Origin of the sequence: uncultured Polaribacter sp., assembly GCF_947497695.1 — a bacterium.
In the GTDB taxonomy this organism is placed as follows: Bacteria; Bacteroidota; Bacteroidia; order Flavobacteriales; family Flavobacteriaceae; genus Polaribacter.
On the sequence record NZ_CANMHM010000004.1, the window covers coordinates 103,531 to 121,304 of the forward strand.

At 29.3% G+C, this 17,774-nt stretch carries 17 protein-coding genes; 10 read left to right on the forward strand and 7 right to left on the reverse strand.

The genetic code is table 11. The features are described 5' to 3' along the window. Positions 1–35: 35 nt before the first annotated feature. Positions 36–209 (reverse strand): hypothetical protein, encoded by a 174-nt coding sequence (locus tag Q0731_RS06635; RefSeq protein WP_299061636.1) that lies wholly within the window; start codon positions 207–209, stop codon positions 36–38. 261 nt (positions 210–470) lie between these two features. On the opposite strand from Q0731_RS06635, the gene Q0731_RS06640 reads away from it, so the two are divergent. From Q0731_RS06640 to Q0731_RS06660, 5 genes are all read left to right on the forward strand, one after another. Then, complete coding sequence (locus Q0731_RS06640; RefSeq protein WP_299061638.1) at positions 471–1,457, forward strand: transporter; 987 nt, start codon at positions 471–473, stop codon at positions 1,455–1,457. A gap of 35 nt (positions 1,458–1,492) precedes the next feature. Continuing rightward, positions 1,493–2,611 (forward strand): GTP cyclohydrolase, encoded by a 1,119-nt coding sequence (locus Q0731_RS06645; RefSeq protein ID WP_299061641.1) that lies wholly within the window; start codon positions 1,493–1,495, stop codon positions 2,609–2,611. 120 nt (positions 2,612–2,731) lie between these two features. Further along, positions 2,732–3,442 (forward strand): 16S rRNA (uracil(1498)-N(3))-methyltransferase, encoded by a 711-nt coding sequence (locus Q0731_RS06650; protein ID WP_299061644.1) that lies wholly within the window; start codon positions 2,732–2,734, stop codon positions 3,440–3,442. Positions 3,443–3,529: 87 nt separating this feature from the next. After that, the gene (locus Q0731_RS06655; protein ID WP_299061647.1) at positions 3,530–4,168 is read left to right on the forward strand and encodes a DUF4159 domain-containing protein; all 639 of its coding nucleotides are present in this window, start codon (positions 3,530–3,532) and stop codon (positions 4,166–4,168) included. Between the two features lie 41 nt (positions 4,169–4,209). Further along, the gene (locus Q0731_RS06660; RefSeq protein ID WP_299061650.1) at positions 4,210–5,187 is read left to right on the forward strand and encodes a hypothetical protein; all 978 of its coding nucleotides are present in this window, start codon (positions 4,210–4,212) and stop codon (positions 5,185–5,187) included. A 368-nt stretch (positions 5,188–5,555) separates the two neighbouring features. Here Q0731_RS06660 and Q0731_RS06665 read toward each other — a convergent pair whose 3' ends face one another. From Q0731_RS06665 to Q0731_RS06680, 4 genes are all read right to left on the reverse strand, one after another. Further along, a complete protein-coding gene (locus Q0731_RS06665; protein WP_299061653.1) occupies positions 5,556–8,474 on the reverse strand; it encodes a glycoside hydrolase family 3 N-terminal domain-containing protein in 2,919 nt (972 codons plus the stop codon). Positions 8,475–8,618: 144 nt separating this feature from the next. Beyond that, entirely contained in the window at positions 8,619–9,104 is a 486-nt protein-coding gene (locus tag Q0731_RS06670; protein WP_299061656.1) for an ABC transporter ATPase, read from the reverse strand. A gap of 112 nt (positions 9,105–9,216) precedes the next feature. Continuing rightward, a complete protein-coding gene (locus Q0731_RS06675; RefSeq protein WP_299061659.1) occupies positions 9,217–10,044 on the reverse strand; it encodes a 3'-5' exonuclease in 828 nt (275 codons plus the stop codon). A 65-nt stretch (positions 10,045–10,109) separates the two neighbouring features. Further along, positions 10,110–10,964 carry a PPK2 family polyphosphate kinase gene (locus Q0731_RS06680; protein WP_299061663.1) on the reverse strand — a complete coding sequence of 285 codons (855 nt, stop codon included), beginning with the start codon at positions 10,962–10,964 and terminating at the stop codon, positions 10,110–10,112. A 152-nt stretch (positions 10,965–11,116) separates the two neighbouring features. Here Q0731_RS06680 and Q0731_RS06685 point away from each other — a divergent pair, with 152 nt between their 5' ends. The 5 genes from Q0731_RS06685 (at position 11,117) to Q0731_RS06705 (ending at position 16,351) form a co-directional block, all read left to right on the forward strand. Continuing rightward, positions 11,117–12,256, forward strand: coding sequence for an alpha/beta hydrolase (locus Q0731_RS06685; protein ID WP_299061666.1), 1,140 nt, complete (start codon positions 11,117–11,119; stop codon positions 12,254–12,256). Between the two features lie 223 nt (positions 12,257–12,479). Further along, on the forward strand, positions 12,480–14,036 hold the full coding sequence (locus Q0731_RS06690; protein ID WP_299061668.1) for an FAD-dependent protein: 1,557 nt from the start codon (positions 12,480–12,482) through the stop codon (positions 14,034–14,036). Positions 14,037–14,095: 59 nt separating this feature from the next. Continuing rightward, entirely contained in the window at positions 14,096–14,536 is a 441-nt protein-coding gene (locus Q0731_RS06695; RefSeq protein ID WP_299061671.1) for a RimK/LysX family protein, read from the forward strand. Then, positions 14,533–15,408: a 30S ribosomal protein S6--L-glutamate ligase gene (gene rimK / locus Q0731_RS06700; RefSeq protein ID WP_299061673.1), complete on the forward strand. Its 876-nt coding sequence runs from the start codon at positions 14,533–14,535 to the stop codon at positions 15,406–15,408. Before Q0731_RS06695 ends, rimK begins: the two co-directional genes overlap by 4 nt. Next, positions 15,398–16,351, forward strand: coding sequence for a succinylglutamate desuccinylase/aspartoacylase family protein (locus tag Q0731_RS06705; RefSeq protein WP_299061676.1), 954 nt, complete (start codon positions 15,398–15,400; stop codon positions 16,349–16,351). The genes rimK and Q0731_RS06705 overlap by 11 nt, the downstream gene beginning before the upstream one ends. Before the next feature lie 4 nt (positions 16,352–16,355). On the opposite strand, the gene Q0731_RS06710 is transcribed toward Q0731_RS06705, so the two are convergent. Next, positions 16,356–16,778: a thioesterase family protein gene (locus Q0731_RS06710; protein WP_299061679.1), complete on the reverse strand. Its 423-nt coding sequence runs from the start codon at positions 16,776–16,778 to the stop codon at positions 16,356–16,358. Positions 16,779–16,908: 130 nt separating this feature from the next. Next, positions 16,909–17,772, reverse strand: a complete 864-nt coding sequence (locus Q0731_RS06715; RefSeq protein ID WP_299061682.1) for a DUF5777 family beta-barrel protein — start codon at positions 17,770–17,772, stop codon at positions 16,909–16,911. Between the last annotated feature and the right edge of the window lie 2 nt (positions 17,773–17,774).

The window sequence follows — 17,774 nt, forward strand, 5'->3', positions numbered from 1 at the left end:
AAATACTAATTTAATATTTTTTTGAGAATAATAGGTTACTCTAATTCTTCAAAATCTACATATTCGCCAACAGAATTTTTACTTTGTTGTTGGTTTCTTGGTTTTTTATCAATGACTGTTTCTCCTTCTGGAACCGTATTTTTTGGTTGTGGTCCTCCTCCATATTGTTGTTCAGCTTTCTTTTTAATTGTTTCTGCTGCTTTTTTCATTAAAAAGGGAGCAAACAATTTCGCTAAAAACTTAAAAGAATAGTAAAAAATTAAAATATAAAGTAATGTTTTAAATAGTCCTGCTAACATAATTTTGTCTGTAAAATGAGTCAAAAATAACAATTTGAACACAATTTTAACGTTTACAAACTATAAAAGTTTCACAAACTCAAAAAAGTGTCATTTGCTTTTTAAAAACAGCATTTTTAACCTATGTTTGTGTTTATTGACAGTTATTACTTTTAAAATGTCTTTTAATTTATGAAACCCTTTTTTTTAAAACTACTTTTTGTCTTTTTTTTACTAAAAATAACGGCAATACAAGCTCAATATACAGATGTCATCAACTCTAACAAACCTGGTTTATCTGAGAGTCCTTATGCAGTTGGTTTGGGTGTTTACCAAGTTGAAAGTAATTTTTTTCTAAGAAATACAGATACAAAAACTACTTTTTCTAACCCACAATCTTATGGAGCAGACCTTCTTTTTAGAACGAGTTTTCTTCGTGAAAAATTAGAATTTAATGGGCAACTTATCTATCAAAGAGATCAATTTGCATTTGATAACGTTTTTAAATCTGAACAATCTGCTTCTGGAGTTAGCAAGTTTTCTTTAGGGGCAAAATACTTATTATATCAACCCACTTATACAGATAAAAGTAAAGAAGTTAGAAGTTGGAAAAGACGAAATGCTTTTGATAAAAAAAGATTGCTGCCTTCTATTGCTATTTATGGTGGTTTAAACACCGGTTTTGTAAATGAAGTTTATGTACAAGGAGGTTTATCTCCAAAAGCTGGTATTTTATTACAACAGAATTTATCTAGAGATTTTAATGTGATTTCAAATGTTTTTTATGACAGAATAGGAACTAATTTTGAGGAAATTTCATATATTATTACAGCTACTCAAAATTTTGGTTCTAGATGGTCTGGCTTTTTAGAGCATCAAGGCATTTTTCAAGAACATCAAAACAATGCAAATATAGGTGCTGGTTTGGCGTATCTTTTTAGTAAAGATTTTCAAATTAATACTTCTGCAAGATTTATTTTAGAAGGCATAAACCCTGGATTTGTTCTAGGCTTTGGTGTATCTTACAGAATTGATAAACATGACGATGGATACTCAAAATCTAAAGAGAAAAAACAAAAGGGACAAAAATATAAAGGAAAAGACAGTGCAATGGATGCATACTACAAGAAAGAGAATAGTTTTTTAAATCGTCTTATGAATCTATTTCGAAGAAAGTAATATACAAAACAAGCAGAATTTTTAATTTTAGTTACATGATAACACTAAAAAAAGTAGCTTCAAAAAAGGAAATGAAACAATTTGTTATGTTTCCTTTTTCTTTATATAAGAACAATAAATACTGGGTTCCTCCTATTATAAAAGATGAAATTGATAATTTTGACCCAACAAAAAATCCTGTTTTTGAAAATGCGGATGCTCAGTTTTTTGTAGCCATTAAAAATGGAGAAATTGTTGGGAGAGTTATTGCCATTATCAATTGGTTTGAAGTTGAAAAACAACAAATTAAAAAAATGCGTTTTGGTTGGTTTGATGTGATTGATGATATTGAAGTGAGTAAAATTTTACTAGAAAAAGTAAAAGAAATTGGCATAGAAAACAAACTTGAATATATTGAGGGACCAATTGGTTTTAACAACTTAGACAAAACGGGTGTTTTAGTAGAAGGTTTTGATCATATTGGTACCATGATTACTTGGTACAATCATCCTTATTACAAAGAGCATTTAGAGCAATTAGGCTTTACCAAAGAAAAAGAATATTTAGAAAATAAGTTTAAATTTAAAAATGTTGATGGTGTTTATTTTGATAGAATTAGTAATATCTTAAAAAAACGCTTAAAACTAAAAGCACTAGATTTTACAAAAACAAAAGACATTATGCCTTATGTAGATGAGATGTTTGAAGTTTTTGATGCAGCCTATTCTAAACTATCTACATTTGTGCCTATTTCTGATGCTCAAATAGCCTTCTTTAAGAAAAAATACATTTCGTTTATCAACCCAGAATATATAAAATTTGTGGTTGATAAAGACAATAAATTAGTTGCTTTTGCCATTGTAATGCCTTCTTTTTCTGAAGCCTTGCAAAAAGCAAAAGGAAAACTATTTCCTTTTGGATTGTTCCATTTATTAAAAGCAAGAAAACACGCTAAAGACGTAACTTTTTACTTGATTGGTGTGCATCCAGACTATCAAAACAAAGGGGTACATGCTATTATTTTTGATCAATATACCAAAACTTTTGCTCCTTTAGGCATAGATAATTGCATAAGAACGCCTGAACTAGAAGACAATGTTGCCATTAATAAATTATGGGAAAATTTTGATCCTGTTACTCATAAAAGACGTAGGACTTATAGGAAGAATATTTAGTAGGCAGTTTCAGTTAGCAGTGCCTTTGAATCAAGAAAAACTTTGAAACTTTGAAACTAAAGACTAAAATCATTATTTCTAACTAACTTTGAATCTTAAACTTTAAATTTTAAACCTTACGTGCAACTATTCTACAATTCAGAAATTTCTACAGAAACCAAACAAATTACTTTTGATAAAATTGAGAGTAAACATATTGTGCGTGTTTTACGTAAAAAAGAAAACGATGTTCTTAAAATTACAAACGGAAAGGGTTTTTTATTTGATGTAAAAATTAGTTTTGCCAATGATAAAAAGTGTCTAGCAGAAGTTATTAAATATGAAGAAAAACCAAAACCTTGGCAGTATTACCTTCATATTGCCATTGCACCTACAAAATTAAACGACAGAATTGAATGGTTTTTAGAAAAAGCCACAGAAATTGGTATTGATGAAATTACACCCATTATTTGTAGTAATTCTGAACGTAGAATTGTAAAATTAGAACGTTTTGAAAAAATTATTCAATCTGCAATGAAGCAGTCTTTAAAATTTACCTTGCCAAAACTAAATGCCCCAATTAAACTAAAAGACTTTATCAATCAAGATTTTGAAGGACAAGCTTGTATTGCACATTGTGAACCACAAGCAAATAAAAATCTGCTACAATCTGTTGTAAAACCAGCTCAAAAAACAACCCTTTTAATTGGTCCTGAAGGTGATTTTTCTTCGGAAGAAATAAAAAAATGTTTAGAAAAAAACATGATTCCTATTTCTTTAGGTGAAAGTAGATTAAGAACTGAAACTGCTGGTTTGGTTGCTGTAAATATTGTTTCTTTTATAAATCAGTAGGTTTTTACTATCTTGCTTACAAATAACAAAATGTCAGTTCGAGTGATTTCTATTTTTCATAGAAATGGTATCGAAACTCTTACTTTTATGAAAAAAATCTGCTTATTACTTTTTATACTTTCACTTTCTATAAACGCACAAGAAATTGCTATTTTAAAATATAATGGTGGTGGAGATTGGTATGCAAATCCAACTGCTGTGCCTAATTTAGTGGCTTTTGCTAACGAAAATATTCAAACCAATATTTCTAAAAACCCACAAAGTGTGATGGTTGATAGTGAAGATATTTTTAACTATCCTGTTTTATTTATGACAGGTCATGGAAATGTGCTTTTTTCTGATGATGAAGCAAACAACCTTAGAAACTATTTAATTTCTGGCGGATTTTTACACATTTCTGACAATTATGGTTTAGATAAATTTATTAGAAAAGAGTTGAAAAAAGTGTTTCCTGATTTAGAATTGAAAGAAATTCCAACAAATCATCCAATTTATAATCAGACGTTTAAATTCCCTGAAGGAATTCCGAAAATTCATGAGCATGATAAAAAAGCAGCCCAAGGTTTTGGTTTATTTTACGAGGGTAGATTAATTCTTTTTTACGATTATGAAACCGATTTAAGTGATGGTTGGGAAGATCAAATCATCCATAATAACCCTAAAAGTGTGAGAGAAAAAGCTTTGAAAATGGGGGCTAATATTATTGAGTTTGCTTTTAAGAATTGAGGGGAGTTGTGGATGTAACAAGTTGTAGGTAATTAAAAAAAATGCTCAATACAAATCAATTTACTAATCGTTTTGACGACAAAGAACAAGTCGTGTTTGATACATATTTCAGTTATTTAAAATCAATTTCTGAATGTGTTGAAAATAGTGTTGAGGAAATAGATTCATTCCTTGACCAGATAACAGCGAATAGAGCATTTAAAAAAATTCAAACAAAAAAAGATTTAGATATAAAAAAGATTTCTAAAATTTTACGAAATGCTTGGTATACTGAATTTCAAATGAACCAGTTAACGTTGACAACTGAATTTGCAGGATTTTCTCTTCATTGGGCACAAGTTTATACTTATTATTCTTGTTATTTACAAATAAGAGCATATTTAATAAGTCAAAAACAAGAAGTTAATCCAAAGCACAGAACAACATTAAAACACTTTTCTCAAGAACTTGACAAACGAAGAGATTTGTTTCCCTCACCTTGGAGCTTATTGTGTGAAAAGAATCCTGATGATAATTTATTTATTAATAAAAACTCTGATTTTACGAATAACCATCAATTATCAAACAAGGCGAAAGAAAACCCAATTGACAATTTTTCTAAATTTCTAAAAACTACAAGAAAAAAAGAATTGGAAAGAAAATACAGCGAATGGAAAAAGGAAAATAGTAAAAAACGAATTTCGCCACAACAGAAAAAAATTATTATTGGAAACACGCCACCAACTTCAATTTATGACTGTCTTTATCGTTTAAGAATAAGAGCGAATTATGAAAATGCTGACACATTTATATTTTCAAGTATACCAGATGAAGATGCCGAAAAATTTCATAAATCATTACAAAACATTGTTTGGATTAGTTCTCTAATTCTCGAAACCATTACTGCTAAATATTTATCTCACAAAAATTATGTGCAAATAATTGAAAAATATAAAGAAACTATGAATAGTAAAATTTTAATAAAAGACGATTTAGCACCATTAAATAGATATGAATTATTTAAGGAAAGGATTAAATAACTACCTACAACACCATATATAATTTATTGCTTGCTTTTAGCTCACTTACGAAAATCCTCGCTGATTTTCTTTGTCAGTAATTATTTATTAACTTTATTGCTAAGTCACGCAACTAATCTTGTACAAACACGTTTTACAATATTAGGAAAACAGATAGAATTTCGCATAAAAGAAGAACAAAATAGTCAAGTTTCAACAAACTTTGCTTCCAACAAATACTAAAACAAAAACTTCTTAACATCAAAAGTTGGCAAACAATCTTAGTCCAGATCGAATCTTTCGACTTCGCTCAAGACAAGCTAACTATTTGAGCTCTTTTTTGCCTTTTTCAGGCAAAAAAAGCGAGTAGTGAAAGCTGGAAATAGCTACTAATTTAAAATAGCATCTTGTATAACTTGCTGAATTTCTGTACGCATATTACTTTTTATTAAACTTTTATTTTCCATGGTAGGATAAACTCTGTTTGATAAAAATACATATACAATTTCGCTTTTAGGATCTGCCCAAGTATAGGTGCCTGTAAAACCAGAATGTCCAAAACTTTCATCAGAAACACAACCACAAGTGGCTTTAATTTTAGGATTTAACTGGGGTTTATCAAACCCTAAACCTCTACGTACTTTTTTATCTGAAAAATAACGATGGTTAAATTTATCGAACGTTTCTGGTTTTAAATAGCGTTTTCCTCCATAATATCCTTTTTGCAAATACATCTGCATAATTTTTGCAACATCATTGGCATTGGCAAACAAACCTGCATGACCTCCTACTCCACCTAACATTGCTGCACCCATATCATGTACATAACCTTGTATTAATTGATTTCTATAATAGGTGTCTTTTTCAGTAGGTATAATTTCTTTTTTGGCAAATTTTTGAAGCGGTAAATAACTTGTTCTATTAGCTCCTAAAGATTGGTAAAACTCTTCATCTACCAAAGTATTTAAAGGTTTATGATAAGTATCTTCTAAAGCTTGTTTAAAAAGATAATAGCCTAAATCGCTATATCTATACCCTTCTTTTTCTCTTTGATCTGCATTTCTTATATATTTATAGATACTATCTTTATAATTTTGTTTGATGTATAAATTTTTAGCCACTTTAATGGCATATTTTTCTGACTGTGTTTTACTGTAAAAAGTGGGTAAGTTTTTTTGTGTTGCACTATCTTGAGTGGCTAAATAAAAAGGAATCCATGCTTTTAATTTTGCATAATGAGATAGTATTTCTGTAACAGAAATCCCTGCTTTATTGGTGTTTTTAAAACTTGGCAACATATCTCCTAGCTTTTCATCTAAAGATATTCTGTGTTCTTCTTCTGCTTTCATTATTAAAGGTAAAGAAGCTAGTATTTTGGTTAAAGAAGCCAAATCATACACATCAGAATTTTTTACTTTTCTAATCTTTTTGTCTGTATGATACCCATAACTTTTATTCAAAACAACTTTCCCCTTTCTAGCCACTAAAATTTGGAATCCTGGAGCCATTTTTTTCTTTAAAATAATGTTTGCTAAAGAATCTATCTTCTCTAACTTTTTAGAAGATAGTTTTACATCTTCTGGTATGGTATACTCAAATCGACTAAGTTTATAAGTGCTTAAACCCTCTCCTTCACAAAACGTTTTATGAATGGAAACAGGTAATTTTCCTTTTGCTTCAAAAGCACCAAAAATAAGTTGTGCAGAGAGTTCTTGTGCAATTTTGCTATTTTGATAAGAAACAATAACACCCTCTATATTTGCAAATGTTTTTACTTGTAACAAACTGTAAGGACTTGCAAAAACATCTAAAATTATATTATTTTGTCTTGCAATTTCTTGAAGCCAAACCAATTGTTTGTCAGTAAATTTATAACTTTTCCAAGGGTTTTTATTCGATTTATGAAAACCAACAATTACCAAATTATAAGGCTTTAATTTTCTAAGAAGAGCGTTTAAACTTTGATCAGAAATTACATCTACTTTTGCGTAATTCTGTAACATTTCAACAAAATTATTACCAGAATCGTCGCCTAATTCTACATAGCCAATTTTCTTTTTTTCTAGATTGGTTACAGGGATGTTATTGTTATTATTTTTAACAACCGTTAAAGAGTTTTTAACCAATTCTCTATGCAGCAATTCATCTGCTACTGTATTTAAATCTTGCTGAATGTTATGAATAACTACAGGCTGATACTTATACAAACCTGCCCAATATTTTGCTTTTAATATTTTTCTTACAGATAAATTAATACGTTCTTCTGATAAGGTTTTTAAGGCAATTGCATTTTTAATTGCTTTAATAGTTGCAGGCACATCTTGTGGTATTAACAACAAATCATTCCCTGCTAAAATAGCGGCTAAATTTATTTCTGCAGAAGTTGCATAATTTGCAGCTCCTTTCATATTTAAACCATCGGTAATTACCAATCCTAAAAAACCTAATTTTTGTTGTAGTAAATTAGTTACTACATTTTTAGACAAAGAAGTTGGCAAACTTGCATCAGGTTCTAAGCTTGGTATGCTTAAATGAGCTGTCATTACACTTGTAATACCTGCATCAAAAACACTTCTGTAAGGGTATAACTCAATAGAATCTAAACGATTCATATCAAAATTTAAAACAGGTAAGGTATGATGAGAGTCTGTTGCTGTATCTCCATGACCAGGAAAATGTTTTGCATTTGCCAAAACGCCTTCACGTTGCATTCCCTTTGTAAATGCAATTGCTTTTTGAGTTACGTTTTCTTTATTCTCACCAAAAGAACGATTCCCAATAATAGGATTCTCTGGATTTGTATTAATATCTACAACAGGTGCAAAATTTATATGAATCCCCAATCGTTTGCAATGTTTTCCTAAATGCGATCCAAATTCTGTAAGTAAAGAATCGTTTTTAATGGCACCTAAAGTCATGTTCCAAGGAAACTTATAGGTGTTTTTTAATCGCATATCTAAACCCCATTCTCCGTCAAAACCAACTAACAAAGGCACTTTAGAAGCTGCTTGATATTTGTTATTTAATACAGCTTGTTTTTGCGGAGTTCCTTGCATAAAAATTAAATTACCAACATGATATTTTGTAATCATTTCTGTAATAAAATCCTCGTGATTTTTATCTTTATTAGAGTATGCTTGCACCATAAAAAGCTGACCAATTTTTTCATCTAAAGTCATGTTTTTTAAAACGTGCTCAACCCAATTAGTTTGTGCAACTGCATCTTCTGTTCTTAAAGGATCTACACTTTGTGCTGTAAAATTAAACACAAAACATATTAAAAAGATTAGGGGTAACTTATTTTTCATTCTAAATTTCTAGTGTATTTATTTGGGCGTTTTAACGGGCTTTCCATTGTATCTTTTTTGCTGAAAAAACAGCAAAAAAGGATGCCATTTCAATCCCTAACGCAACTTGTTTAAAAACGAATTCCTTTTAACTAAAAACAATAGTTATACCAAAAAACGTTTGTGCCAACTATCTTTTGCAGCAATTTCCCAATTGTTTTCAAAATCTGCTTTAGTATTTACCATATTATTAAAAACAATAGTTTCTGAAGTTACTTTCTGCTCTTTAGCAAACCTCTGAAAATCAGATAATTTTACTAAATTAACATTCTCGTTATCTTTAAAAGTAACGTTCAATTTATTCATTAAATCTAATTGCAATTCATTTTCTAATTCTTTAATAAAACGAACAGAACTATCAATAGAACAGCCAGAAACATTGTTAAAACTTTCATCAACTGCCAACACCAAAAACTGATTGTATTTTATAGTAAAAGATCCTTTTAAATCGTCTCCATGACGCGTCCATTGATTGATAAAATCAACTGCTTTTTCAGAAATAAATGCTATTTCTTTTGCTGTAAATTCTCTATCAGATTGGTAAATCCAAACACGAGAATTATTGGGTAAATTTTTATATTCTGTAAACATATTTTTCTAGATTTTTAGATTGTTGGCACTTTAGATTCTTAGATTATTTAATATATTTTTTCAAAATGAAAAAATCTAATTATCTAGAAATCTAAAATACTAATTATCTCAACTACCTCAAATTAAACTTCTGTTGCAAAGCTTGTAACTTTTCTTCATCAGAAAGTACATTTTTTGGTGCAGACATTCTTTCTTTTATTTCTCTCAATACCTTTTTTGTATACAAAGGAAAATCTGCATTTTGCATCCAATTATTATAACCTGGGTTTTCTTTAAACACTTCCTCTACAGTTCTACCTCTATATTTTCCGAAAGAAAAAATTTCTTGGTTTTTATCATTCATCAAAATAAAACCTGCAAAATCGGCTCTTTCTCCATGTGTAGAATACGCACTTAAATCTGCTACAGAATTGCCTATATCTTCATATTTATCTACCTGAGCTAATAAAATTTCATAGGTTGCATTGGTGTCTGCTTCTGCTCCATGAGCTCCTTCTAACTCTTTACCACAATAAAATTGATACCCAGCACTTAAAGTTCTTTGTTCTTTTTTATGAAAAATAACTTGCACATCAATTGCTTTTCTATTTTTCATATCAAAATCAATACCTGCTCTCATTAACTCTTCTGCTAACAAAGGAATATCAAAACGATTGGAGTTAAAACCTGCCAAATCAGCATCGCCAATCATTTCATTTACTTTGGGTGCTAATTCTTTAAAAGTGGGTTCTGATGCTACTTTTTCATTCGTAATTCCATGAACATCAATTGAGCCTTGAGGAATTTCCATTTCAGGATTTACCAACCACGTTTTGCTTTCTTTATTTCCGTTAGGAAAAACTTTTAAAATGGCAATTTCTACAATTCTATCAGTGGCAATATTAACACCTGTCGTTTCTAAATCAAAAAATACGATGGGTTTTTCTAGTTTTAAATTCAAAATTTAATATTTTAGATTGTGCTCAACTTTGAATTCAAAATTCAAAATCTTGAACAGTTTTTAGTTTATTCGTTATTTAACTGTGCTTTAAATTCTTCTACTTGATCCTGAATTTTTGCAGGAAGTGTAGGTTCTTTAAAATTATATTTTTCTAATTCTTTTAATACAATAGCTGCTAAAATAAATCTTGCTGTAGGTTTATCATCTGCAGGAATTACAAACCAAGGTGCATTTTCTTTAGAAGTTCTGTTTAATAAATCTTCATAACAAAATTGATATTTATCCCACAATTTGCGTTCTTTTAAATCGCCTGCAGAAAATTTCCAATTCTTTTCTGGTAAATTCAATCTTCTTAATAATCTGTTTTTTTGTTCGTCTTTAGACAAATTTAAAAAGAATTTTAAAACAATAGTTCCACTTTCTGTAAGGTGTTTTTCAAATTGATTAATTCGGTCCATTCTATCATGATAAAAACCATCATTCAAATCTTCTAAACTGTTAACATTTGGCAAATTTTCTCCAAAAATATAGTTAGGATGAACTCTTGTTACCAAAACATTTTCATAGTGTGTTCTGTTAAAAACACCTATTTTTCCTTTTGCTGGCAATGCAATATAATGTCGCCATAAAAAATCGTGCTTTAATTCTAACTCAGTTGGTACTTTAAAACTGTGTACTTCTACTCCACGTGCATTTACATTCTTAAAAACCTCTCTAATTAAGCTATCTTTACCAGAAGTGTCCATTCCTTGCAAACAAATTAACATACTATATTTACCTTCTGCATACATAGTATCTTGAATTTTACTCAGCTTTTTTCTTATTTTTTTTAGCTTTTTTTCTGCAGTAGCAATCACTTCTTTAGTATTTAAATCTTTCAATTTTATACTTTTAGAAACTTTGTAATTTTCTAAACTCATCTTCACTTTTATTAGATTTTAAATATAAAAAAAATATGCTTTTAAAACTCGTTTTCAATAATACTTTAACAAACTTTTGTAAACATAATAATACTAATAAAATAAGTGTTTTCTACTACGTATCTTTGTAAAAATTTACGACTTTTAAAATAATGATGCTTAAAAATATTTTAATACTATTTACTTTTTTTATCACTACAAATTTAGCTTCACAAAAAAACAAACATGTTCTTTATGGCGAAAAGGCAATCTATTACCAACCTTTAGAAAATGAATTTGGACTTTTTTTTGATAAAAATGGCGACATCTATTCTAATGATATTATTAAAAAAACTGATTTAATTGCCCATAAATCTTCTTTAAAAGAATTTTACAAACAAAATCCTGCTAGATTTTTAGCAATTTCTAAAAAATACAATTTAGAATTTATTACATATTCTGATGAAAATTTTAGCGTTTTTCAAGATTCTATCGCAGTAAAAAACATTAGAAAAATCAATAAATTTCAAGAAAATTCGAGCCTTTTTATTTTAATTCATGGGTTTAGAAAATCATTTGTAAAAAGAACCAGAAGCACAACTTCCATAGAAGATTATGCGTATTTAAAAAAAGGTATTTTGAATGTTCAAAAAGACACAACCAAAACCAAATTTCTAGAAATTTATTGGGACGGAATGTTTGATTCCTTTTTTGGAGAAGAAAAAAGTCCTTTAAAAGAAATTCTAAAACTTTATGAAAAGGAAGCTCAACAAAATGCCAAACAAACTGGGTATGCTTTAAGAAAAATAGTATCTAAAATTGACACAAAACAATACCACATAATTACACATAGTTTAGGAGCACAAGTTGGTATTTGTCTCTTAACAAATGCTTATGCTAATACAATTGATAAACATATTACAAAACTCAAAACGCCTTCTCAAAACAAAATAAATGTTTTTATGATAGCACCTGCAATGTCTTCAGAGCCTTTTAAAGAATATTATAATAGAGAAACAAACCTAAATTTTGAAGAAAATGATAATTATTTTCTCTCTGTAATTTACAATAAAAAAGACATCGTTTTAAGAAAAAAAATATTCATTTTTGGTCCAGGACCAAAAAAATATGGGAACACAACTTTGGGTTGCAATCATAAAAATGAAATCGGAGTTTTAGAAGATTTATTTACAAACAACTACAAAAACTCTTTTCTAAAAACATACAGTACTACTGAAAATAAAGATCATAGAATTAAAAACTATATAAAAACCAAGAATTTTAAAAATTATATTCTAGAAATTAGCAACTAATTTTTACTGATGTTTATGATTCTCTTCAATTAGCATCAATCTCTTTCATTGTGCCATTTAATTCGGCATCTATTATAAAAAAACATTGAATTAATAGTGTTTTTTTGATGAAGTGATCTTTTAATTTGATGACTATAAAATTAATTAAATTCCATTTTTCATGAGATAAAAAATTGTAAAATAAAGATATTTCAGAAACTTTTTATTTCAGTATTTTTGCTGGATGGTAAAAGAAATTCAGCTTAGAGTCAATTTAATAGAAGAACGCAAAGAAAACATTCTTTTGTATAAAGCTTCTAAGCAATTAAGAATTGATAAAAGTGAAATTTCTGCTGTAAAAGTATTACGAAAATCTATAGATGCTCGTAAAAAAGACATCATCTTTAATTATAAAGTTGCAGTTTACATTAACGAAAGCCTTCCAGAAAAATCAGATTATATTTTTGATTATAAAGATGTTTCTAACGCAAAAGAAATCCATATTGTAGGTTTTGGACCTGCAGGAATGTATGCTGCTTTGCGTTGTATAGAATTAGGCTATAAACCCATTGTTTTAGAACGAGGTAAAAATGTACAAGAACGTAGAAGAGACTTAAAAGCAATTAATCAAGAGCATATTGTTAATGAAGATTCTAATTATTGTTTTGGAGAAGGTGGTGCAGGCACCTATTCTGATGGAAAATTATATACCAGAAGTTTAAAACGAGGAGATGTTAGAAGAATTTTTGAAAACCTAGTTTTTCATGGAGCAACAGAGCAAATTTTAATAGATGCTCACCCACATATTGGCACCAATAAATTACCTAAAATCATCCAAAATATTCGGGAAAATATTTTAAAATTTGGTGGCGAAATTCATTTTAATACAAAAGTCACCAATTTTACTGTAAAAAACAATAAGCTACAAGCTATTCAATTGCAAAACGGAAAGGAAATGTCTGTAAATTCTGTAATTTTAGCTACTGGTCATTCTGCCAGAGATATTTACGAATTGCTCAATAAAAAAGAAATCGCCTTAAAAGCAAAGTCTTTTGCAATGGGCGTTCGTGTAGAACATCCGCAAGAAATTATAGACCAAATTCAATATCACTGCTCAAGTGAAAGAGATGAATTATTACCAGCAGCTGCATATAGTTTGGTACATCAAGTAAACAATAGAGGTGTCTACTCTTTTTGTATGTGTCCTGGAGGTTTTATTGTGCCTGCTGCAACAGCAAATGGCGAAGTTGTTGTTAATGGAATGTCGCCAAGTAAAAGAAACAACAAGTTTGCAAACTCAGGTATTGTTGTTGAATTAGATATTGATAGAGATTTTAAAAAATATGAAGAATTTGGAGCGTTAAAAGGTTTAGAATTTCAGAAAGATTTAGAAAAAATTGCTTTTTTTGCTGGTGGAAGAACACAAACTGCACCTGCACAAAGATTGGTAGATTTTGTGGATGGAAAACTATCAACAGACTTAAATGATTGTTCCTATCAACCAGGATTAAAATCGGCTCCATTGCATTCTCTATTGCCAAAAATTATTGGGAGTAGGTTACGAAAAGGATTTGCTGCTTTTGGGCAAAAAATGCATGGGTATTATACCAATGAAGCCAATATTATTGGTGTAGAATCTAGAACTTCATCCCCAGTAAACATTCCAAGAAAAGAAAATTTAGAACATACAGAAATTGCCGGTTTATTTCCTTGTGGAGAAGGAGGAGGTTATGCAGGAGGTATTGTTTCTGCTGCAATGGATGGAGAACGTTGTGCAGAAGCTGCTATTTTAAATTTATAGGTATTTCTTTATTATAACCGAATAAGTATTCCTAATTTTACAGCTATTAAAATTTTTAAATGAAAATAACTATTGGTAGAGAAGATAAAGCAGATTTTCCTGAATTTGATTTAGAAGACGTTGATATTAAAATAGATTCTGGGGCTTATACATCTTCTATACATTGCTCTAACATTACAGAAATCACAGAAAATGGTAAACAGTTTATTAAGTTTACTCTTTTAGATCCAAAACACGATTTATATAATAATAAAGAATATATTACTGATGATTATGCTTGTAAAAAAGTAAAAAGTTCTAACGGAATTTCTGAAGAACGCTATAGAATACATACAGAAATCATCATTTTTAACACTACATTTCCTATATATTTAACATTAAGTGAACGTACAGACATGAAATTTCCTGTATTATTAGGGAGAAAATTTTTAAATAAAAAATTTGTGATAGATACCGTTAAAAAAGATTTGTCCCATAAATTAAAATACAAAAACACATGAGAATTGTAATTTTATCTAGAAATCCAAAACTGTATTCAACAAGAAGATTGGTGGAAGCTGCAGAAAAAAGAAACCATGAGGTTTTTGTAGTAGATCATTTAAAATGCGATATTGTTATCGAAAAAAAATCTCCAAAAATCTATTATAAAGGAGAATATTTAAAAGATGTAGATGCTATTATACCAAGAATTGGTGCTTCTGTAACTTTTTACGGAACAGCTGTTATTAGACAATTTGAAATGATGAAAGTTTTTACTGCGGTATCTTCACAAGCTTTAACAAGATCTAGAGATAAATTAAGTAGTTTACAAATTTTAGCAAGAGCTGGTGTTGGTTTACCAAAAACGGTGTTTACCAATTACACAAAAGATGTAGAACATGTTGTAGCATCTGTAGGTGGAGCTCCTTTGGTTTTAAAACTTTTAGAAGGTACACAAGGTTTAGGTGTGGTTTTAGCAGAAACTAAAAATGCAGCTACTTCTGTATTAGAAGCTTTTAATGGTTTAGGTGCAAGAGTAATTGCACAAGAATTTATTAAAGAAGCTGGAGGTGCAGATATTAGAGCTTTTGTTGTTGATGGTAAAGTAATTGGGGCTATGAAACGTCAAGGAAAAGAAGGCGAATTTAGATCTAATTTACACAGAGGTGGTAATGCCACCATTATAGAATTAACAGACGAAGAGGAAAAAACAGCCTTAAAAGCTACCAAAGCATTAGGTTTAGGTGTTGCTGGTGTAGATATGTTACAATCTTCTAAAGGCCCTTTGGTTTTAGAAGTAAATTCTTCTCCTGGTTTAGAAGGCATTGAGGTTGCTACTGGTAAAAATATAGCGAAAGAAATTATACGTTATTTAGAAATTCATGTCGAATAAAAAACCTTTTATCCTTTTAGGAAAAGAAATTCCTGAGGGCAAACGTACAATTATCGATTTAAAAGTTGCAAAATTACATACAAGAACTCCTGTAAATGTTCCTGTAATTATAGAGCATTCTCATAATCCTGGACCTGTTGTTTTATTATTAGCTGGGATTCATGGAGATGAAACCAATGGCGTTGGTATTGTTAGAGAAATTATCGATTTAAAAATTAACAAACCCAAAAACGGAACGATTATTTGTATACCTGTTTTTAATATTTTTGGCTATTTAATTCAAACCAGAGAATTTCCTGACGGAAGAGATTTAAACAGAATGTTTCCTGGTACTCAAAATGGTTCTTTAGCCAGCCAATTTGCATATCAATTTACAGAAAAAATAGCTCCTTTTGTAGATTATATAATCGATTTTCATACAGGTGGAGGAGAAAGAGACAATATTGCACAAATTAGATGTAATAAAAATGATGACAAAGGACTAGAATTGGCAAAAATATTCAATCCACCAATGATTGTTTATTCTAATACTATCATAAAATCTTTAAGAGAAACCTTACACAAAATGGGTAAAACTGTGTTGCTTTTTGAAGGTGGAAAATCTAATGAATTAAACCCTACTATTATTAGTGAAGGTGTTAATGGCACTAGAAATGTACTAATTCATTTGGGTTTAATTGAAGGAGAAATTAAGGTAAGAGCTACCCCTATTTTTGTAAAAAACGCAAAATGGTTACGTGCATCTGATTCTGGTATGTTTAAAATTAGTATTGCAAATGGAAGTTATGTAAAGAAAAAAGAAGTTTTAGGAGTTATACAAGACCCTTTTGGCGAGTTTAAAAAGAAAGTATATGCTCCTTTTAATGGTTATGTTTTTTGTATTAATAAAACACCCATTGTAAATAAAGGAGACGCTTTATTTCATATTAGTATTGATGGGTAAAATATTACCCTACTTTTTGCAAACTATTACTTTCTAAAAAATACTTGCTAATTGCTTTGGGTGGCGCTTTAGTTGTCCAAGAAGTATAATCAAACCAAAACAACTCTCTAAGAACAGTGGCACAAACTTGTTCTTTTTCATTGTAAAAATAAATGGCAATATTCATTTTTTGAGCACAAAAACCTAATTCTCTAAATTCTAATTTTACAGAAAAAGGCTGTGTAAACATTAAACGATTTTGTTGAATAACTTGATCATTTGTTTTTTGTAAACCTACTTTTAAGTTATTCATTTTTAAGCTCGTAAACCCTTTTACATATAAAAATGTTTCTACAATTTTAGAGGCATATTTTAAATATGCTCTATTTTGCATTACCATAAAATCGTTTACATCTTCGCCTTTTACTGTATAATTTCTTTGAAACATAGGTATCTGTTTTTAAGCTCTCTATTTATCATCAACAGAAAGAAAATTGCACAAAACAGTTTGTCGTATTATTTTTTGTTGATATGACAATACAACAAAAACTGTTTTAAGATAAGTTAAAAAATAAATATTAAAATGTTCTAGAAAGGTTGAAACCTAAGTGAATATCTCCTTCAAAAAAGTTACCTGTGGTTTCTGTAATAAAAGATTTTTCTACCATTCTTCTAGAATTGGCTAAAATAATTTGAAAAACGTGTCCACCAGTTTCTATATCCACACCAAAAGCCAATGAATTTGTAGTATCAATAGAATCTAATTTATTAAATTGATAAAAATATTCTGCATTTAAAGATACTCTTTTACTCAATTTAACTCTAGTCCCTAAACCTGTAGCAAAAATATCATGTGGATCATCAAAAGTAGCCGTTAAATTTCTGTGCACGTATGTTGGTGTTAATTGAACTGAAACTGTAGCATTTATTTTTCTAGCAATTAAAACTTGTGCAGTATGGAATAAACTTTCTTCAAATGATCTAGCTCTCTCAATACCAGGAATTGTCTTTTCACTTTTAGCAGCAATGCTTCCAAAAAGTGAAATGGCAAAAGGAAAAGAATTTACACCTGTTTTTTGTTTTAACAAACTGTATTTTAAAAAACCTTCATAGGTTTTTTCTACACTTGCTCTGCTTAAACCTGCTGTTAAGTTGTCTGTTAAACCATATTCAAAAGAAAAACGAATGTTAGAAATATCTAATCCAAATAAATCTTCAACGCCTGTATTAATTGCACCAAATCGATGTGCTATAATAAATTCTAATTCTTTTTCTTTTCTATTTTCTACAGAATGACCATTTACAATTCTAGTTCCTTTAAAAGTAGCACTTACAATGTTTTCTGTTTCTGGAGCTTCTTTGTCTAAAACATCAAACAAGTCTTGTGCAGAAAGTTGTATACTAGCAATCAATACAAATGTGGTTAAAACTATTTTTTTCATCT

Bases quoted from the DNA above. Each gene is read 5' to 3' on its own strand.
- Q0731_RS06635 (WP_299061636.1), bottom strand. From the start codon at position 209: ATGAAAAAAGCAGCAGAAACAATTAAAAAGAAAGCTGAACAACAATAT.
- Q0731_RS06655 (WP_299061647.1), top strand. From the start codon at position 3,530: ATGAAAAAAATCTGCTTATTACTTTTTATACTTTCACTTTCTATAAAC.
- Q0731_RS06695 (WP_299061671.1), top strand. From the start codon at position 14,096: ATGAAAATAACTATTGGTAGAGAAGATAAAGCAGATTTTCCTGAATTT.
- Q0731_RS06685 (WP_299061666.1), top strand. From the start codon at position 11,117: ATGATGCTTAAAAATATTTTAATACTATTTACTTTTTTTATCACTACA.
- Q0731_RS06710 (WP_299061679.1), bottom strand. From the start codon at position 16,778: ATGTTTCAAAGAAATTATACAGTAAAAGGCGAAGATGTAAACGATTTT.
- Q0731_RS06715 (WP_299061682.1), bottom strand. From the start codon at position 17,772: ATGAAAAAAATAGTTTTAACCACATTTGTATTGATTGCTAGTATACAA.
- Q0731_RS06690 (WP_299061668.1), top strand. From the start codon at position 12,480: ATGGTAAAAGAAATTCAGCTTAGAGTCAATTTAATAGAAGAACGCAAA.
- rimK (WP_299061673.1), top strand. From the start codon at position 14,533: ATGAGAATTGTAATTTTATCTAGAAATCCAAAACTGTATTCAACAAGA.
- Q0731_RS06680 (WP_299061663.1), bottom strand. From the start codon at position 10,964: ATGAGTTTAGAAAATTACAAAGTTTCTAAAAGTATAAAATTGAAAGAT.
- Q0731_RS06640 (WP_299061638.1), top strand. From the start codon at position 471: ATGAAACCCTTTTTTTTAAAACTACTTTTTGTCTTTTTTTTACTAAAA.
- Q0731_RS06645 (WP_299061641.1), top strand. From the start codon at position 1,493: ATGATAACACTAAAAAAAGTAGCTTCAAAAAAGGAAATGAAACAATTT.
- Q0731_RS06665 (WP_299061653.1), bottom strand. From the start codon at position 8,474: ATGAAAAATAAGTTACCCCTAATCTTTTTAATATGTTTTGTGTTTAAT.
- Q0731_RS06670 (WP_299061656.1), bottom strand. From the start codon at position 9,104: ATGTTTACAGAATATAAAAATTTACCCAATAATTCTCGTGTTTGGATT.
- Q0731_RS06705 (WP_299061676.1), top strand. From the start codon at position 15,398: ATGTCGAATAAAAAACCTTTTATCCTTTTAGGAAAAGAAATTCCTGAG.
- Q0731_RS06660 (WP_299061650.1), top strand. From the start codon at position 4,210: ATGCTCAATACAAATCAATTTACTAATCGTTTTGACGACAAAGAACAA.